The sequence below is a fragment of the Paramesorhizobium salinisoli genome (genome assembly GCF_003335045.1).
In the GTDB taxonomy this organism is placed as follows: domain Bacteria; phylum Pseudomonadota; class Alphaproteobacteria; order Rhizobiales; family Rhizobiaceae; genus Paramesorhizobium; species Paramesorhizobium salinisoli.
Genome location: NZ_QOZG01000005.1, coordinates 436,107 through 452,517, shown reverse-complemented (window position 1 = coordinate 452,517; position 16,411 = coordinate 436,107). Strand labels below are relative to the sequence as shown.

The following is a 16,411-nucleotide window of genomic DNA, read 5'->3' as shown; positions in this document are numbered from 1 at the left end:
GTCACTGGCCGGCAGACGTGACGCGCCACACCGCGTTGCCGACGTCGTCGGCGACCAGCAAAGCGCCTGTCCTGTCGACCGCCAGCCCCACGGGTCGGCCGCGCGCCTGGTTATCGGCATTAAGGAAACCGGTCACGACATCCTGGGCCGGGCCGTTCGGTCGGCCGTTGGCGAAGGGCACGAAGACCACCTTGTAACCGGTGAATTGCAGGCGGTTCCAGCTGCCGTGCTCGCCGATGAAGGCGCCGCCACGATAGGCTTCGGGCAGATTGGTTCCGGTGTAGAAGGCAAGGCCGAGAGGAGCGACATGGGAACTCAGCGAATAGTCCGGCACGATCGCCTTTGCCACCAGATCCGGACGCTGCGGCTGGACCCGTGGATCGATATGCTGGCCCCAATAGCTGTAAGGCCAGCCATAGAAGCCGCCTTCCTTGACCGAAGTCAGATAATCGGGAACGAGGTCGGGCCCGAGCTCGTCGCGCTCGTTCACGACGGTCCACAGCGCGCCGGTCTGCGGTTCGAAGCTCAGGCCGTTGGGATTGCGCAGACCGTCGGCGAAGACGCGCCAGCGGCCGGAGGCCCTGTCTACTTCCAGTATGGCGGCGCGGTTCTTCTCCGCCTCCATACCGCGTTCCCCGGCATTGCTGTTCGAGCCGATGCCGACATAGAGCAATGATCCGTCGGGACTGGCCACGAGGCTCTTGGTCCAGTGATGGTTGATCGGGCCGCCGGGCAACTGCGTCAGCACCGTGCCGGGCGCGGTAATTTCCGTATCGCCGGTATTATAGGGATAGCGCACGATCGCGTCGGCATTGGCGACGTAGAGATCGCTGCCCACCAGTGCCACGCCGAACGGCGAATGGAGGTTGTCGAGGAATACGCTGCGCACCTCCGGCGTGCCGTCGCCATCGGCATCGCGCAAGAGGGTGATGCGGTTGCTCTCTCCACCGCCGCCGCCTCCCGTGGCGAAGGATTGGACCCAGCCCATGACGAGTTCCTTGGGCCGCATGATCGGCTTGCCCTTCGGGGCGCGGGATTCGACCACGAGAATATCGCCATTGGGCAGCACATAGAGCGACCGTGGGTGTTCCAGCCCCGTGGCGAGCGCCTGAACCTGCATTCCCTGCGGAACTGACGGTTTCTCGCCCTCCGCCCATCCGACGACACGGGCGATTTTCATCGCCGGGAACAGCGCTTGCTGCGGCTCCGGCAGCCCCGGGTTGGGGCCGATCTGGGCGCTGGGATCAGCGGCGTTCTCGCTGCATCCGGCAAGAGCCAGGACCGAGGCGCAGACCAGCGCCATCCCCGCCTTGCGGCGAACGCGGGCCTTTCTGGTGGAAAAAGCGGGCATCAATGGTCTACCCCCACGCGGTGGCGATAGACCAGCGATCCACCCAGCCAGCCGGTGACGAGCAGGATGAGGACGACGACCGCCGACAGGATCAGCCCGGTAGGGACGACCGCTATCCAGCCGTCGCGGCTGTGCACGAGCACGTTGAAGAATGACAGCACCAGCGCCAGCACATTGCCGATCATGTGCGGCCAGGCCGGCGCCTGTGCCCGCACGAGGCGATTGCCCAGAAAATCGATGAAGCCTACTATGCCCGCCAGGGCCCCGGTGATCAGGCCGGCGGTCAGCAGCCAGGCGGAAAAATTCGCCCACATGATATCCGTGGTCCGCCAATAGGCAATGTCGGTCAAAAGCGTGCCGACGAAGCAGGCGATGGGGAAGGGCACGAGCATCGGATGGATGGGATGTCCCGCAATCCGCGCCGTTGAACGAAGCGCGCCCGGCCGGTGAGTGTCATTGTGCATGGAAGGTCCCTCTCACGAACATCGCGACCCAATGGCGATATGCATGCCGAACCGCACGAGCCGGGAATTGTTCCCGCAGGAATGCTCTCCCAATATCAGCGGCCCGCGTTTCGGATGGCCTCGCGCCAGTACTCGCGATCTTCGTAATCGGTCGGATCTTCGATTTCCGCGAGGTGAAAGGCCTCGCGCCGCTCGACACAGGTGCCGCAGCGTCCGCAATGGCGTTCGCCACCCTTGTAGCAGGACCATGTCTCGGCAAAGGGCGTGTGGTGCTTCACTCCGTCGGTGACGATATCGGCCTTGGAGATGTTCACATAAGGCGCGTAGAGCCGGATATCGGCATAGCCTTCCAGCGCATGAAGCTGCATGGTCTGGAAGGCATCGATGAAGCCCGGTCGGCAGTCGGGATAGATGAAATGGTCGCCGCCATGGACGGCGGTCGCAACCGCATCGGCTTTTTGCGACGCCGCGACACCGAACGCGATGGCGAGCATGATGGCGTTGCGGTTCGGCACCACCGTGACGCGCATGGTCTCCTCGGCATAATGCCCATCCGGCACGTCGAGATCGTCCGTCAGGGCCGAGCCAGAGAGGCTGCGGCCGATTGCATTGATATCGATGACCTGGTGCAGGACCTTCAGCCGCGCGGCACAGGCCGCGGCAAAATCAAGCTCCTTCTTGTGCCTCTGTCCGTAGTCGAACGAGAGGAGGCCGCTGAGTTCCTGCTCCGCAGCCACTTTGTGGGCGAGCGAAACGGAATCCAGTCCGCCGGAGCAGATGACGAGTGTCTTCATGGCTTTGTCCTTGTTTTATCCGGGTAGGCTGCGACCGGTCTTCGATGGGGATTCCTATAGCAAAGACGAGGGCTTGTGAACGGGAACACTTGCTGTCGTAAATGGTTCTGGAGGGAAAGGAGCGACATCAATGAAGATGCTGCTGGAATGCTGAGGAGACAAAATGATGACAGTTGCTGCCAGGGTGGAAGAGACGCATGAGATCCGCAGGCGTATCGAGGAACTTGCCCCCTGGTTTCACAATCTGCGCATAGGCGGGATCGAAACCGCGCCCGAACACTTCCTCGGCGATTATCCCGCCTGCAAATGGGAAACCTTCGCCGATGTGCTGCCGAAGGATATGACGGGCAAGACGGTGCTCGATATCGGGTGCAATGCCGGCTTCTACTCGCTGGAAATGAAGCGGCGCAATGCGGCCCATGTCGTGAGCATCGACCATGACCCCCACTATCTCCGCCAGGCGGCATTCGCCGCAGAGCAGGAAGGCGTTGAGCTCGAACTCCACCAGATGTCGGTCTATGACGTCCCGAAGCTGAAGCGCAAATTCGACCTGGTGATCTTCACCGGCGTTCTCTACCACCTCCGTCACCCGCTTCTGGCCCTGGACATGATCTATGAATATGTCGCCGGCGACATGCTCCTGTTTCAAAGCATGCAGCGCGGCAGCGACGATATCGCGGCTATCGAGCCCGACTATTCCTTCGAGAGCGAGGAAGTCTTCGACGAATATGCCTATCCCAAGCTGCATTTCGTCGAGGAACGCTATAGCGGCGATCCCACCAATTGGTTCATCCCGAACCGGGCGGCGGTCGAGGCGATGCTCAGAAGCGCCGGCTTCGCCATAGAAGCGCACCCGGAGCGCGAGGTCTATCTCTGTCGCAGGGCCAAGCGCCCCGAAAGCGTCGAACCGCCGCCTTGCGGGTAGCTGTTTCCCAAAGAGCATTGCGATGGCGAGGCAACCCAGTCTTGACGGCATGCGCGGATGGGCTCCGCGACAGGTTCCAACGGGCAGCATGCGCCGCTACATGAAATCCCGCAAATTCAGGCGATGTCTCGCAGGCGGCGCGTACCGGTGCCGGCATAGCGTTCGATCATCATGGCGCAGAACTCCGCGAATTCCTCTTTCACCAGCGGCGGGCTCGTGTGATGCGGCGCAATTCCGCGATGTTCGGGCGTGAAGCAGAAGGTCAGCGTCACGTCGAAATCCTCGATCGCTTCCATCTGCCGGTCGAACCAGGCAAGCGCATTGGGCCGGAAGCTGTCAGCCCAGGAAAGCCCGGTTCGCAGCGATTTCACCCCGAGCCGCTTGAGCCAGGCGACACCCTCGTCAAGGCGCGGGTCCTCGAAGTGGAACCATTGGCAAATACCGAGATCAGGCGTATGGCGGGCGAACTCGTGAAGCGCCGGCTTCGGCGTGCCGTCCTCACGGATCAGACCCATGTAGAAATGCCGGTAATAGGACGAACCTTCCGCCTCCTTGTGGCGCGTCGTCGCTCCCCATTCCTGCGGCAAGTCGAAGAGGCTGTACCACTGGACGCGGGGCGCACGCCCCTTGAGAAGCTCGGCCGTCCGCTTCAAGCCCCAGAATTGCACCTCTTCCGCCCCGAAGCTTGAGACGCCGACTTCGCTGACCCAGACGGGCAAGTCGGTCACGGCGTGGATTTCGTCGAGCTTCTTCGGCCAGTCATGGATGGGCCAGAGGTTCCAGTCGAGCGGAAAGCCATGCACGGCGATCGCGTCCACATGGTCGAGCACCGACCGCCATTGCATGTTCTGGATGAAGAGAGGATCGATCGGCGAGATCCCGCCAAGGACAGTGGTTATATCGGGGTTGGTATCACGAATGGCATCCGCCGCCCCGATGACCATTTCGGCGAACAGCGACCAGTCCGGATCGATCTCGACATCCCAATGGGATTTGTTGTTGGGCTCGTTCCATATCATCGCAGCTTCGATCATTCTTTCACCTCAGTTGCTTCGTGCGGGTGGGTTGAAGGAGACATCATGCGCTGCGGCCCGAACCAGCCCGCGCCAAAGTTGCATGACCGTTTGCCCAGGGCGTACTGATCGTCAGCCCGAAAACCACGATCTTCAATGGACCGCCTCCTCGTGCGCCCCTGCCGGGTACATCCCGCCCATATCGAGCCCCCGCAAGGGGCGCTGGGAAGCGAACACGAGGGTCGTGGCGGAAGCGGGCGCGATCTCGAAATCATGGACTTCCTGAAAAGACCTGCCCAGATATTGGCAGATACCTGCCTTGATGACATCGGCATGGCTGACGAGACAGACCGATCCGCCCGGAAACGCCTCACTCAGCCGCTCGACAAGCCATGCGAAACGCATGGCTACGCCACTCATTGTCTCTCCGGCGGGGGTGCTTGCGGTTTCGCGATCGGCATTCCAGCGCCTCCAGTCCGGATCCAGCGCCAGCGCGTCGAATGTCTGCCCGGCCCAATATCCGAAATCGATCTCGTCCAGTTCAGGTGCTATCCGGTTGGGCAATCCTGTCGCGGCGGCGATGAATTCTGCAGTCTCCCGGGCGCGCAACTGTGGACTGCTGAACAGCGCATCGATACCCATTCCGGCCATATGGGAGGCCAGCGCCTGCGCCTGCGTCTTTCCGGTTTCCGAGAGATGGATGTCCGGCGTGCGCCCGGTCAGAATCCTGCCGACATGACCGTGGTCGGCATGACGCAACAGATGGAACATCGTACTCACTGGCGCATCCCGGCTGGCTGTCCTTTGCCCGAAACAAAGTCGAGGGTCCGCATCCGTGCTTCGGCATCCGTGAATTGCTGGGGCGGCGACTTCATGAAATAGCTTGATGGCCCGACCAGCGCGCCGCCGATGCCGCGGTCGAGCGCCAGCTTCGCGCAGCGGACCGCATCGATCACCACGCCGGCGGAATTGGGCGAGTCCCAGACCTCCAGCTTGACCTCGGCATTGATGGGAACGCCGCCGAAGGCCGTGCCCTCCATGCGAATATAGGCCCATTTGCGATCCGTCAGCCACGGCACATGGTCGCTTGGGCCGACATGCACATTTTCTGCGGGCATCGGTGTGCCAAGCTGGCTGGTCACGGATTGCGTCTTGGATATCTTTTTTGATTCCAGCCGGTTGCGTTCCAGCATGTTCTGGAAATCGGTGTTGCCGCCGAAATTCAGCTGATAGGTGCGTTCGAGCTTGATGCCCCTTTCCTCGAAAAGGTTGGTGAGCACACGGTGAACGATTGTGGCGCCGACCTGGCTCTTTATGTCGTCGCCGATGAGCGGCAGGCCGCGTTCCTCGAAGCGCCTGCGCCATTCCGGGCGCGATGCGATGAAGACGGGAATGCAGTTGACGAAAGCGCAGCCCGCTTCCAGCGCCCGCTCGGCATACCAGAGCGAGGCGCGCTCCGAACCAACCGGAAGATAGGACACGAGAATATCGGTGCGGCTGCTTTTGAGCACCTCCGTCACATCGGCTTCGGGTTCGCCGGACTCATCGATCATCTCCCGGACATATTCGCCGATCCCATCGAGGGTCCTGCCGCGCTCTACCCGCACGCCCGTCGGAGCGACATCGGCGAAGCGCATGGTATTGTTGGGTGGGGCGAAGATCGCTTCCGAGACGTCGCGGCCGACTTTTGCAGCGCTGACGTCGAAGGCCGAGGAGATCACGATATCATCAACCTTGTATCCGCCGACTTCGGTGCTCATCAGGCCGGCGACCGGATCTGGCGAATTGATCCCGCTATAGTAGCTGAGCCCCTGTACGAACGATGACGCGCAATTACCGACGCCAACAATTCCTACTCTTAAAGCTGTGTCCTGCATGCTTCACCTCAGGTAATGCCGGCAAATAGCGGCGGCTCGCTGCTCGGGGACCTTGGCGCAAAATGGCCGAGGGAGCCTTCAAGCACCTTCCAAACCATTGAGTAGCTTCATTGTTCCTGAGGAGATGCTTTTGCGCTGAGGGTTCATCTCGTCGGCGGTTCCGTAAGGCCGATCCGGCGGCAGATCTCGGGGCGATGCACCAGCCAGTTCTTCACCACGTATTCGCTGGCCGGCCGGTCATAATACGACCAGGGCAGATGCCTCGCATTGAGGCCGACGAAATGCGCTCCGGCACGACCGAGATAAGGTTGGTGCGGCCAGAACGGCGAGCAGATCGTCACTTCCTCGGTCGGTACGATATGGGCGGGCCGCCCGTGATCGAGCGCAATCGCCTGCAGGCCCTGCTCGTCGAGTTCCGACCGCAACTGAACGGGATAATCCTTCAGCACCGCCGTGAGCGCCTGATCCAGATCAAAGCCCGGCGGAAAGCCCCGAATGCCGGTGTTGCGCGGCTCAGGGCGCGTCATTTCGGTGAACACGCCGAAGGCCTTCTTCACGTCGGCGGCGATCAGGCAACGGGGCGGCTTTTCCCGCCGCCATGCATCGATAGTGGCGGGGATGTCCCAGAGGATGCAATCATTGTCGAGCGCCAGTTCGAACCGGTCGGGAAAAACACGCGGCGGTGCGAGTTTCCATGCCACACCGTCGGCCATCGCACCGTCGAGATAGGTATTGAGGGATTCGGGTACTCCGTCGGCCACAAGCCATGCCACGCGGTTCGGAACGGGGCCGGTGCGTCGCCGAGCTTCCTCGACGGGAAGGGAGTTGGCGACAACCGCGAGGGCGGCATCCGAACCGAATGTGCGGACTGCTCCCCATATCGACAGCCGCAGGGCTTCAAAACCGAAATTCGAGACATCACCGACCGTCCAGCGGATACCGAGAGCACCGGCTTCTTGGCTCATGGGCAATCCCTCCATCCGGGCGGAAACAAATGTCGCGCAAGGCTCGGCTCCTCCACAGCGCCCCAGCTATATCTGTAGGGTTCGGGGCCGCGAAGGAAATCGAATGGCCGATGCCGCTCGCGCTGTGGTTCGTCCATCGCGTGGCCGACCTCCGGCAGGATGTCGATTTGTATCGCATGCATATCGGGAAACTCGTGCAACAACATTCCCGCCGAACCTGGAAAAGAGGATATTGTTCTCGCAATCCCGGGGAATTTCCACGCATCAGGGGCAGGCATATTCCCGATTTCCGAAGCCTATGCTCAGTTGCTTGATGGCCGGCTGGCAAAATACAGGGAAAGCGCCACGCTGCACACGATTGCGCCGACCGCAAAAACCATCATGTTCGACAGCGATCCGAACGCCAGCGGCCCGACCTGCACCAGAAGCAGGTAGGCGATAACGAGATTTGCCCAGGCCCAGAGGATATTGGTCAAAGGGGAGCTCAGATTCCTGCCCTGGAAAGGGGCGAACGGTGTCCGGAACGGCTTGCCGCTGATTCCTTGCACAAAATGGGGAACAGCATTAGCCAGAAAGACGGCGCCAAGAAAATGGGCGGCATAGATGTGCCAGGGCATCGCAGTTTCCAGTTCAACGACTGGTTCTGCGTGAAAACAGCCGCTGCCGGAAAATGTTCCAGTAAATGTTCTGGGGAGACCTTGTCTTTCGGTCAAGCCGCGCCGCGGAGCTCCGCGATCTTTCCGTTGAAAAGGGCGGCGATGAGATCGGACTGGGTCACGATGCCGACGACGCGATTGTCGTCGTCCACCACCGGCATGTGATGCAGGCCCATATCCGCCATCGGCGGCACGAGCTTTGCGATCATGGTTTCCGGCAGGGCCGACTGGACGCGCGGCGTCATGATGTCGGAAACCTTTTGCAGTGAGTGCCGCGGCCGCCCGAATGCACCTCGAATACGGTCGCGAAAACTGACATGCAGGCGTCCGTCTTGCGAGAGAACGGAATTGCGCATGAAATCGGTCTGCGTCACGATGCCGACCAGGCCGTCGCTTTCGGTGATCACCGGCAGAGCCTTGATGCGATGGTCGAGCAGCATGCGCCACGCATCGCGAAGCGACGTCTCGGGCGTGACGGTCCGCACATCCCGTGACATCACCTCGCCGCAGGTGATTTCCCCCGAACGCCTGTTATAGGCGCGGATCTGCGCCTGATGCAGGAGCGCGTCGAGTTCGTCGGGGCTGACATTGACGATCTCGCCATACTGGGCGAGCACGGCCTGCAGATCGTCCGGGACGACGCCGATCCGCTGGCTCGCAAGCGGATCCGCAGTGTGATGGATATTTCCTGCGGGCGCCAGATGCGGATACCGGCGCCCGGTCAGATTGTTGAAGGCAAGCGCCACCATCACCAGCAAGGCCGAGTTGATGCCGACCGGGGTCAAGGCGAACCAGTATCCCGCCTCGTGGATCGAGGCCCCGCCCAGGACGGCGGTCAGCGCCACCGCGCCGCTTGGCGGGTGCAGACAGCCAAGCAGCAGCATCGTGCCGATGGAAACCGCAATCGCCACTCCGGCGGCGAGCACGGGGTCCGCTATGAACAGGGCGCAAGTGACGCCGATCAGGGCCGAGATGATATTTCCGCCCAGGATCGACCAGGGCTGGGCAAGCGGGCTGGTCGGCACGGCAAACAGCAGGACTGCCGATGCGCCCATCGGCGCTATGAGGAGGGGAAGGCTGACATCGGAACCCACGGCCAGTTTGCTCACCGATCCCGTCAGCAGGATGCCAACCAGCGCGCCGAGCGAAGACCGCAGGCGCTCGGCATGGCTGACGGGGACAAGTGCCGGGACGAACCGTCGAATGAAGGCAATGGCAGTGGACATGAAACCCGAAGCAAAAGAAAGAAGCTGCGCGTTTCGTTAGCACATTGCCTATGGATTGTGCACGGAATGATGAACCAAAAATCGCGCCGTGCTTGAAATTTTTGCCCTGGGGTCAATCAAGAGGCTCAATCACCCATTCATCAAAACCTGCTCGATATCCGCGACCGAATGATTGGTGAGCGTCTTTGGAATCTCTCCGGCCACCCGCGCGCTCACCTCCTTGTGCAATTCCTTGCGCAAGGTTCCCAGAACCGGTGGCGGGGCGACGAGAACGATCTTCTTGAACCGGTCCCGATGGGCGAGCTTATAGAGCCATTCGGCCAGTTGGTCGGCAAAGCGCTCCTTCTCGATGCGGTGCCAGTCGGTTTCCTCGAAGCTGCTCTTGTGGGGGCCTGTTGAATCCGCATGGCGGCCGGGCGCGTCCGTTCCCTGTTCGCGGGTCGGCGGGTTCTCGTCATGGATTTTCTGCACCACCTCAAGATTCGGGTATTCGGCATCGCCTTCATTGCGCAGGAAAAGCGCCTTTTCTCCGTCCGCCACCAGAAGCCATATGTCGTGTTCAAGCCGGATCTCGGTCATCTCGTCCTCCGTTCGCGATATTCGTGCATGGACACAAAACGTTTCGGGCAGGGCAACGTTCCGCCGACCGGAGAGACCTTCAAAGGGAGCACGAAAAGCCTGAACGTGAACCGGCATATAAGTCCTTGAAAAATTTTGCTGTGTATCGACGCAGGGCAGCCATAAAATCGGCTCACGGTGTTGGCAAAGAGCGGTGATGTTGGTTATTCCATGATCTGACTACGGCATCGCCCGAGAATCGCAATCGATTCTCAAAAAGCCTGCTGCGTAGGTTCAAAGACTTGGATCGTTCTTGTGAGTCCAATGGGACGCACGGCGCTCCAGTTGTGGAAGGGAAGGTGCGACGGCGGATGGAGATGCAGAGCGAAATGCTGATGTTGCTGCTGCTCATTCCCTTTGCCGGCAGTGCAATTGTCGCTCTCTTCCGATCGAACGTCCACAATATCGAAGCCTTGTTTGCCGGTGCGGTCGCGACCGCCGGGCTGGGGCTTGCCATGTTTCTTTATCCATCCGTCATGGATGGCGGCGTGGTGCGCAGCGAAATCCAGTGGTTGCCGGCCTATGGGCTGAATTTTACGCTGCGAATGGATGGCTTCGCCTGGATGTTCGCCATGCTGGTGACCGGCATCGGCCTGCTCGTCGTCGTCTATGCGCGCTATTACATGTCGCCGGAAGATCCGGTGCCGCGCTTCTTCTCCTTCTTCCTGGCCTTCATGGGCGCGATGCTCGGCGTGGTGCTTTCGGGCAATCTGATCCTGCTCGCGATCTTCTGGGAACTGACCAGCATATTCTCGTTCCTGCTGATCGGTTATTGGTATCAGAACGCCAGTGCGCGCGACGGCGCGCGCATGGCGTTGACCATCACCGGTATTGGCGGCCTCGGGCTCATGGTCGGTATGCTGCTCCTCGGTCACATTGTCGGCAGCTATGATCTGGACACGGTGCTGGCCTCCGGCAACATCATTCGCCAGCATCCGCTCTTTCTCCCGACGATGCTGCTGATCCTGCTCGGCGCGCTCACCAAAAGCGCGCAGTTTCCATTCCATTTCTGGCTCCCCAATGCGATGTCCGCGCCGACACCGGTATCGGCCTATCTGCATTCGGCGACCATGGTGAAAGCCGGCGTGTTTCTCATGGCGCGGCTCTGGCCGGTTTTCGCCGGCACGCAGGAATGGTTCTGGATCGTTGGGATAGCCGGCCTCGCATCGCTTGTCCTCGGCGCGTTTTTCGCCCTGTTCCAGCAGGATATGAAAGGCCTGCTCGCCTATTCGACGATCAGCCATCTCGGTCTCATCACCGTTCTGCTCAGCCTTGGCAGCCCGCTTGCCGCTGTCGCGGCTATCTTTCACATGATGAACCATGCCACCTTCAAGGCGTCTTTGTTCATGGCCGCGGGCATCATCGATCATGAGACGGGCACGCGAGACATGCGCCGCCTCAGCGGGCTGTTCCGCTTCATGCCCTTCACGGCGACGCTGGCTATGGTGGCGAGCGCCGCGATGGCCGGCGTGCCGCTGCTCAACGGCTTCATTTCGAAGGAAATGTTCTTCGCCGAAGCCGTCGAGACGCATCAGTTCAATATCCTCGACACGCTCACTCCATATCTGGCCGTCGCCGCCGGCATTCTCAGCGTTGCCTATTCGCTCCGCTTCATCCACAGCGTCTTCTTCGGTCCGCCGCCGCAGGATCTGCCGCGCGTGCCGCATGAGCCGCCGCACTGGATGCGGTTTCCGATCGAATTTCTGGTGCTTGCCTGCCTTGTCGTCGGCATCGTGCCGAGCCTGACGGTCGGCCCCTTTTTGCATGCCGCCGTCGTCGGCGTGCTTGGCCGCGAAACGCCGCATTACAGTCTTGCCGTCTGGCACGGATTCAGCCTGCCGCTGCTGATGAGCGCGATAGCGCTGGTCTGCGGCGTATGGCTCTATTTTCTGCTCAGGAATTATCTTGCGACCAGTGCGGAGGGGCCGCCTTATATCCGGCATATCGGCGGCACCCGCATTTTTGAGCGCATCCTCGTCACGCTGTCCTGGCGCTGGGCGCGTCTTGCCGAAGCCTTCCTTGGAACGCGCCGTCTCCAGCCGCAATTGCGGCTTCTGGTGCTGGTCGCGCTGATCGCCGGAAGCCTGCCGTTTTACCGCATGGGTGCTGACGCCGGCGTTCTGCCGGTGATCCCCGTCGATCCGGTATTCGCGCTTCTCTGGGTTATTGGCGCTGTCTGCGCGGTAGGCGCAGCAGTCAGCGCCAAGTTCCATCGGCTGAAGGCGCTGATCCTGCTTGGCGGCGCCGGCCTCGTCACCTGCATCACCTTTGCCTGGCTCTCCGCGCCCGATCTGGCGGTTACCCAGCTATTGGTCGAGATCGTGACGACGGTGCTCATCCTGCTCGGCTTGCGCTGGTTGCCGAAGCGCTGGAAGGACCCGGATCCGATGCCGGTGGAAATGCGCGCCCGCTTCAGGCGCTACCGCGATTTCGGCATGGCCGTCGCGGGCGGAGCCGGCATGGCATTTCTTTCCTATGTCATCATGACGCGTCCGGCGACGAGCAGGCTTGGCGATTATTTCGTCAAATACGCCTATACGGAGGGCGGCGGCAGGAATGTCGTCAACGTCATTCTGGTCGATTTTCGCGCCTTCGACACATTCGGCGAAATCGCGGTGCTCGGCGTCGTGGCCTTGAGCGTCTTTGCCCTGCTGCGCCGTTTCCGCCCGGCGCCCGACAATGCCGAGCAGCCCGACCAGCAGAAGATCCAGGATGCCTATGACGAGGCCCGGCCGGACCGCCAGACAGGCGATACGCTGAGCGATTATCTGACGGTGCCTGCCGTCATCATGCAATGGCTCTTCCCGGTGATCATCGTCCTTGCCATCCATCTGTTCCTGCGCGGCCATGATCTGCCGGGCGGCGGCTTTGCGGCGGGGCTCGTGCTGGCCATCGCCTTCATCCTGCAATATCTTGCGGCGGGCACGCGCTGGGTCGAGGACAGGCTCCGCATCCTGCCGCTGCGCTGGATCGGCGTCGGCCTTCTCACAGCCGCGCTCACCGGCATGGGCTCCTGGTTCTTCGGCTATCCCTTCCTCACCTCGCATTTCCAATATGCCGACTTATCCCTGATCGGCAAAATTCCCTTGGCCAGCGCGCTTCTGTTCGACCTCGGCGTTTTCCTGCTCGTCGTGGGCGCGACGGTCCTGGTTCTGATCGCGCTCGCCCACCAATCGATACGCAGCCACCGGACGGACCGGTTCGTGGCGACATTGCCGAAGGAGGATGCCTGATGGAACTGGTACTTTCGCTCGCCATCGGGGTCATGACCGCATCCGGCATCTGGCTCCTGCTGCGGCCTCGCACCTTTCAGGTCATCATCGGCCTGTCGCTGATTTCCTACGCGGTCAATCTGTTCATCTTCTCCATGGGGCGGCTCCGGATGAACGCCCCGCCGGTGCTGATCAACGCCGGCGTCGGCGAACCGGCCCTTTATGACGATCCGCTGCCGCAGGCCCTGGTGCTGACGGCGATCGTGATCGGCTTCGCCATGACGGCGCTTTTCCTTGTCGTGCTGCTCGCCGCACGCGGGCTGAGCGGAACTGATCATGTAGACGGCAGGGAGAGGCGATGACAGCAGGCTGGCTCCATCACCTGATCGTCGCGCCGATCGTCCTGCCGCTGGTGGCGGGCGCGTTCATGCTGCTTTTCGACGAGCGCAAGCGTGTTTTGAAGGCGACGATCAGCCTCGCTTCGTCAGTTCTTCTCCTGGTCATGGCCGTTATGCTCATGGGGATGGCGGATGCGTCGGCTCCCGGGGCAAACGTCTATCTCCTCGGCAACTGGCCGGCGCCTTTCGGCATCGTTCTGGTGCTCGACCGCTTGTCCGCGCTGATGCTGGTCCTCACAAGTATCCTGGCCATTGCCGCGGTCGTCTTTTCCATGGCCCGCTGGCAGCGGGCGGGACCGCATTTCCACACGATCTTCCAGATTCTGCTGATGGGGCTCAATGGCGCGTTCCTCACCGGCGATCTCTTCAATCTCTTCGTGTTCTTCGAAGTGATGCTGGCCGCTTCCTATGGTCTCGTCCTGCATGGCTCCGGCCCGCTACGCGTCAAGGCCGGGCTGCACTACATCGCCATCAACCTCGCCGCGTCCTCGCTGTTCCTCATCGGCGTCAGCCTGCTCTACGGCGTCACCGGAACGCTCAACATGGCCGATCTGGCGCAGCGTATTCCACATGTCGCACCTGAGGACCGGATGTTGCTGGAGGCTGGCGCGGCCATTCTCGGACTTGCGTTCCTGGTCAAGGCCGGGATGTGGCCGCTGGGCTTCTGGCTGCCGCCGGCCTATGCGGCAGCCGCCGCGCCCGTGGCGGCTATTTTCGCTCTCATGACCAAAGTCGGCATCTACATTCTGCTAAGGCTTTCGCTCCTGTTTTTCGGCACTGGTGCGGGCGCTTCAGCCGGCTTCGGCAGCGAATGGCTGCTCTTCGGTGGCATGGCGACGATGGTCTTTGGCCTGATCGGCGTGCTGGCATCGCAGGCGATGGGCCGCCTCGCCGGTTACAGTGTGCTCATTTCGTCGGGAACGCTGCTCGCGGTCATCGGGACAGGCAATACGCAGATTATCGGCGGCGCGCTGTTCTACATGGTGTCCTCGACGCTGGCGATCTCGGCCTTCTTCCTGCTGATCGAACTGGTCGAGCGCGGCCAGGATACCGCTGCCAACGTCCTCGCCGTGACGATGGAAGCCTATGGCGACGAGTATGAGGATGCGGTCGATGAGGAAATAGGCCTCGCTATTCCCGGGACACTTGCCATTCTCGGCGCCTGCTTCGCCGTCTCGGCCATTCTGCTGATCGGCCTGCCGCCATTTTCGGGCTTTGTCGCCAAGTTCCTGCTGATCGCCTCGATTTTCAATCCCGCCGGTCTAGGCCATCCCGCGCCGATACCGGCGACGAGCTGGATATTGGTGACGCTGATCGTCCTGTCCGGCCTGTCGGCGATGATCGCTATGACGCGCACCGGCATCCGCACTTTCTGGGCCTCGCTCGAAGGCAAGGTGCCGCGCGTCCTCGTGATCGAACTCGCGCCTGTCGTGGGCCTCCTGTTCCTCTGCCTGGTGTTGACGATCCAGGCGGGGCCGGCCATGCGTTATATGGATGAGACGGCGCAGTCGCTGCAGGTGCCGCAGGCTTATATCCGCAGCGTACTGGCTGCGCCCCGCGCAGGCGGAGCGGAGAGGGAAAGCCAATGACGCGCCTTCTGCCATATCCCCTTCTCACGCTTGCGCTGCTTCTGATGTGGCTTCTGCTCAATGGACTTTCCGTCGGCCAGGTTCTGCTAGGTACTGTCGTCGCGATTTCTGCCACATGGGCCATGCGGACGCTCGATCCCTGGAAGTCGCGCATAAGAAGCTGGCGTGCTGTCGCTATACTCTTTGGCCGCGTCTCCATCGACGTTGTCAGTTCCAATTTCGATGCCGCTCGCTTGATCCTCGTCCGGGGCGGAAGGGCCCGACCGGCCTTCGTGCGCGTGCCGCTCGCTCTGCAGGATCCGACAGGTCTCGCGGTGCTGGCCTGCATTCTCACCGGCATGCCGGGGACGGCCTGGATCGAATATAATGCCGCGAGCGGTGAGTTGCTCATGCATGTGCTCGACATGGACGCGGAGGAGCATTGGCGCGATCTCGTCAAGGACCGCTATGAAACGCCGCTGAGGGAGATATTCGAATGAGCATTGTCATTCTCTTCTGGTCGCTTCTCATCGCTCAGCTGTTGCTCTGCATCGCCATGGGACTGGCCGTCTTCCGCCTGTTCCGTGGCCCGAGCGCGCAGGACCGCATCCTCGCCATCGATGCGATCTATGTGGTGGCCATGCTCCTGCTGGTGACGCTTGGCATCAGGACCGGAAGCACGCTTTATTTCGAGGCAGCACTCATCATCGGCCTTCTCGGCTTCGTCGCCACGCTGGCGCTCGCCAAGTTCCTGATGCGGGGGGAGGTGATCGAATGATGGAAGCTGCGGGACTTCCCCTGTGGGCGGCGCTGCTGACCAGCTTCTTTCTGCTGCTCGGTGCGACCATTACCCTGATCGGCTGCATCGGCCTCGTTCGCTTCAAGACTTTCTACGAACGCATCCACGCCCCGACCATGGGTACGAGCTGGGGAATGGGCGCCATCGTGCTCGCCTCGATCACCTTCTTTACCGTCCTCGGTTCTAGGCCGGCCCTGCACGAAGTGCTGATCGGCATCTTCGTCATCGTGACCACGCCTGTCACGCTGATGCTCCTGTCGCGGGCAGCGCTCTATCGCGACCGGACCAACGACAGCCGCAAGGTGCCGGGAACAGGTGACCAACCTTGATCACTCCCAGCAGGCAAAGCCGCCACTTGCCCGCCACAACCCGATTGCATCGGGTTTTTGCCGCGAGCGTCATCGCCGAGCAGGCGGAGGCAGTGGTCGCTATCTCGTCCGCTTCCAGCCGGTTCGGCTGCGGGTCTCCACCGTACCTCTGGTCATTCCGGTGGTATTTTCCTGGCTTTTCGGGCGCCGCCGGTAGTCGCCTTCGCCAGCTCCCGG

General features: G+C 61.6%; 17 protein-coding genes. 7 read left to right on the top strand and 10 right to left on the bottom strand.

What is annotated here, in order from left to right:
• Position 1: 1 nt before the first annotated feature.
• The 3 genes from DUT91_RS14455 to queC form a co-directional block, all read right to left on the bottom strand.
• Positions 2-1,303 (bottom strand): PQQ-dependent sugar dehydrogenase, encoded by a 1,302-nt coding sequence (locus DUT91_RS14455; protein ID WP_114441241.1) that lies wholly within the window; start codon positions 1,301-1,303, stop codon positions 2-4.
• Positions 1,304-1,350: 47 nt separating this feature from the next.
• Positions 1,351-1,815, bottom strand: a complete 465-nt coding sequence (locus DUT91_RS14450; protein WP_114441081.1) for a DUF2231 domain-containing protein — start codon at positions 1,813-1,815, stop codon at positions 1,351-1,353.
• Positions 1,816-1,910: 95 nt separating this feature from the next.
• Positions 1,911-2,609 carry a 7-cyano-7-deazaguanine synthase QueC gene (queC, locus tag DUT91_RS14445; protein ID WP_114441080.1) on the bottom strand — a complete coding sequence of 233 codons (699 nt, stop codon included), beginning with the start codon at positions 2,607-2,609 and terminating at the stop codon, positions 1,911-1,913.
• 166 nt (positions 2,610-2,775) lie between these two features.
• On the opposite strand from queC, the gene DUT91_RS14440 reads away from it, so the two are divergent.
• A complete protein-coding gene (locus tag DUT91_RS14440; protein WP_114441239.1) occupies positions 2,776-3,534 on the top strand; it encodes a TIGR04290 family methyltransferase in 759 nt (252 codons plus the stop codon).
• A 116-nt stretch (positions 3,535-3,650) separates the two neighbouring features.
• On the opposite strand, the gene DUT91_RS14435 is transcribed toward DUT91_RS14440, so the two are convergent.
• The 7 genes from DUT91_RS14435 to DUT91_RS14400 all read right to left on the bottom strand — a co-directional run bounded on the left by DUT91_RS14435 (position 3,651) and on the right by DUT91_RS14400 (position 9,850).
• Positions 3,651-4,568 carry a glycoside hydrolase 5 family protein gene (locus DUT91_RS14435; RefSeq protein WP_114441079.1) on the bottom strand — a complete coding sequence of 306 codons (918 nt, stop codon included), beginning with the start codon at positions 4,566-4,568 and terminating at the stop codon, positions 3,651-3,653.
• A gap of 132 nt (positions 4,569-4,700) precedes the next feature.
• Complete coding sequence (locus tag DUT91_RS14430; protein WP_114441078.1) at positions 4,701-5,318, bottom strand: histidine phosphatase family protein; 618 nt, start codon at positions 5,316-5,318, stop codon at positions 4,701-4,703.
• Positions 5,319-5,323: 5 nt separating this feature from the next.
• Positions 5,324-6,424 (bottom strand): inositol-3-phosphate synthase, encoded by a 1,101-nt coding sequence (locus DUT91_RS14425; RefSeq protein ID WP_114441077.1) that lies wholly within the window; start codon positions 6,422-6,424, stop codon positions 5,324-5,326.
• A 143-nt stretch (positions 6,425-6,567) separates the two neighbouring features.
• A complete protein-coding gene (locus DUT91_RS14420; RefSeq protein ID WP_114441076.1) occupies positions 6,568-7,389 on the bottom strand; it encodes a hypothetical protein in 822 nt (273 codons plus the stop codon).
• A 302-nt stretch (positions 7,390-7,691) separates the two neighbouring features.
• On the bottom strand, positions 7,692-8,006 hold the full coding sequence (locus DUT91_RS14410) for a hypothetical protein (protein ID WP_114441074.1): 315 nt from the start codon (positions 8,004-8,006) through the stop codon (positions 7,692-7,694).
• A 92-nt stretch (positions 8,007-8,098) separates the two neighbouring features.
• Complete coding sequence (locus DUT91_RS14405) at positions 8,099-9,271, bottom strand: HPP family protein (RefSeq protein ID WP_114441073.1); 1,173 nt, start codon at positions 9,269-9,271, stop codon at positions 8,099-8,101.
• A gap of 129 nt (positions 9,272-9,400) precedes the next feature.
• The gene (locus tag DUT91_RS14400; RefSeq protein ID WP_114441072.1) at positions 9,401-9,850 is read right to left on the bottom strand and encodes a baeRF12 domain-containing protein; all 450 of its coding nucleotides are present in this window, start codon (positions 9,848-9,850) and stop codon (positions 9,401-9,403) included.
• Positions 9,851-10,218: 368 nt separating this feature from the next.
• Here DUT91_RS14400 and DUT91_RS14395 point away from each other — a divergent pair, with 368 nt between their 5' ends.
• Genes DUT91_RS14395 through mnhG form a run of 6 tightly spaced genes read left to right on the top strand, consistent with a single transcriptional unit; the run spans position 10,219 to position 16,195 of the window.
• Positions 10,219-13,122: a monovalent cation/H+ antiporter subunit A gene (locus DUT91_RS14395; RefSeq protein WP_425373802.1), complete on the top strand. Its 2,904-nt coding sequence runs from the start codon at positions 10,219-10,221 to the stop codon at positions 13,120-13,122.
• A complete protein-coding gene (locus tag DUT91_RS14390) occupies positions 13,122-13,463 on the top strand; it encodes a Na+/H+ antiporter subunit C (protein WP_114441070.1) in 342 nt (113 codons plus the stop codon). The genes DUT91_RS14395 and DUT91_RS14390 overlap by 1 nt, the downstream gene beginning before the upstream one ends.
• The gene (locus DUT91_RS14385) at positions 13,460-15,088 is read left to right on the top strand and encodes a monovalent cation/H+ antiporter subunit D (protein ID WP_114441069.1); all 1,629 of its coding nucleotides are present in this window, start codon (positions 13,460-13,462) and stop codon (positions 15,086-15,088) included. The genes DUT91_RS14390 and DUT91_RS14385 overlap by 4 nt, the downstream gene beginning before the upstream one ends.
• Entirely contained in the window at positions 15,085-15,567 is a 483-nt protein-coding gene (locus DUT91_RS14380) for a Na+/H+ antiporter subunit E (protein WP_114441068.1), read from the top strand. The genes DUT91_RS14385 and DUT91_RS14380 overlap by 4 nt, the downstream gene beginning before the upstream one ends.
• Positions 15,564-15,845, top strand: coding sequence for a K+/H+ antiporter subunit F (locus DUT91_RS14375; RefSeq protein ID WP_114441067.1), 282 nt, complete (start codon positions 15,564-15,566; stop codon positions 15,843-15,845). Before DUT91_RS14380 ends, DUT91_RS14375 begins: the two co-directional genes overlap by 4 nt.
• Complete coding sequence (mnhG, locus tag DUT91_RS14370) at positions 15,842-16,195, top strand: monovalent cation/H(+) antiporter subunit G (RefSeq protein WP_114441066.1); 354 nt, start codon at positions 15,842-15,844, stop codon at positions 16,193-16,195. The genes DUT91_RS14375 and mnhG overlap by 4 nt, the downstream gene beginning before the upstream one ends.
• Positions 16,196-16,411 lie beyond the last annotated feature (216 nt).

What these genes read in the sequence shown, in the direction of transcription:
- queC (WP_114441080.1), bottom strand. Translation starts at nt 2,609, where the DNA reads ATGAAGACACTCGTCATCTGCTCCGGCGGACTGGATTCCGTTTCGCTC.
- DUT91_RS14400 (WP_114441072.1), bottom strand. Translation starts at nt 9,850, where the DNA reads ATGACCGAGATCCGGCTTGAACACGACATATGGCTTCTGGTGGCGGAC.
- mnhG (WP_114441066.1), top strand. Translation starts at nt 15,842, where the DNA reads ATGATGGAAGCTGCGGGACTTCCCCTGTGGGCGGCGCTGCTGACCAGC.
- DUT91_RS14380 (WP_114441068.1), top strand. Translation starts at nt 15,085, where the DNA reads ATGACGCGCCTTCTGCCATATCCCCTTCTCACGCTTGCGCTGCTTCTG.
- DUT91_RS14390 (WP_114441070.1), top strand. Translation starts at nt 13,122, where the DNA reads ATGGAACTGGTACTTTCGCTCGCCATCGGGGTCATGACCGCATCCGGC.
- DUT91_RS14435 (WP_114441079.1), bottom strand. Translation starts at nt 4,568, where the DNA reads ATGATCGAAGCTGCGATGATATGGAACGAGCCCAACAACAAATCCCAT.
- DUT91_RS14385 (WP_114441069.1), top strand. Translation starts at nt 13,460, where the DNA reads ATGACAGCAGGCTGGCTCCATCACCTGATCGTCGCGCCGATCGTCCTG.
- DUT91_RS14430 (WP_114441078.1), bottom strand. Translation starts at nt 5,318, where the DNA reads ATGTTCCATCTGTTGCGTCATGCCGACCACGGTCATGTCGGCAGGATT.
- DUT91_RS14455 (WP_114441241.1), bottom strand. Translation starts at nt 1,303, where the DNA reads ATGGCGCTGGTCTGCGCCTCGGTCCTGGCTCTTGCCGGATGCAGCGAG.
- DUT91_RS14395 (WP_425373802.1), top strand. Translation starts at nt 10,219, where the DNA reads ATGCTGATGTTGCTGCTGCTCATTCCCTTTGCCGGCAGTGCAATTGTC.
- DUT91_RS14375 (WP_114441067.1), top strand. Translation starts at nt 15,564, where the DNA reads ATGAGCATTGTCATTCTCTTCTGGTCGCTTCTCATCGCTCAGCTGTTG.
- DUT91_RS14425 (WP_114441077.1), bottom strand. Translation starts at nt 6,424, where the DNA reads ATGCAGGACACAGCTTTAAGAGTAGGAATTGTTGGCGTCGGTAATTGC.
- DUT91_RS14420 (WP_114441076.1), bottom strand. Translation starts at nt 7,389, where the DNA reads ATGAGCCAAGAAGCCGGTGCTCTCGGTATCCGCTGGACGGTCGGTGAT.
- DUT91_RS14405 (WP_114441073.1), bottom strand. Translation starts at nt 9,271, where the DNA reads ATGTCCACTGCCATTGCCTTCATTCGACGGTTCGTCCCGGCACTTGTC.
- DUT91_RS14410 (WP_114441074.1), bottom strand. Translation starts at nt 8,006, where the DNA reads ATGCCCTGGCACATCTATGCCGCCCATTTTCTTGGCGCCGTCTTTCTG.
- DUT91_RS14440 (WP_114441239.1), top strand. Translation starts at nt 2,776, where the DNA reads ATGACAGTTGCTGCCAGGGTGGAAGAGACGCATGAGATCCGCAGGCGT.
- DUT91_RS14450 (WP_114441081.1), bottom strand. Translation starts at nt 1,815, where the DNA reads ATGCACAATGACACTCACCGGCCGGGCGCGCTTCGTTCAACGGCGCGG.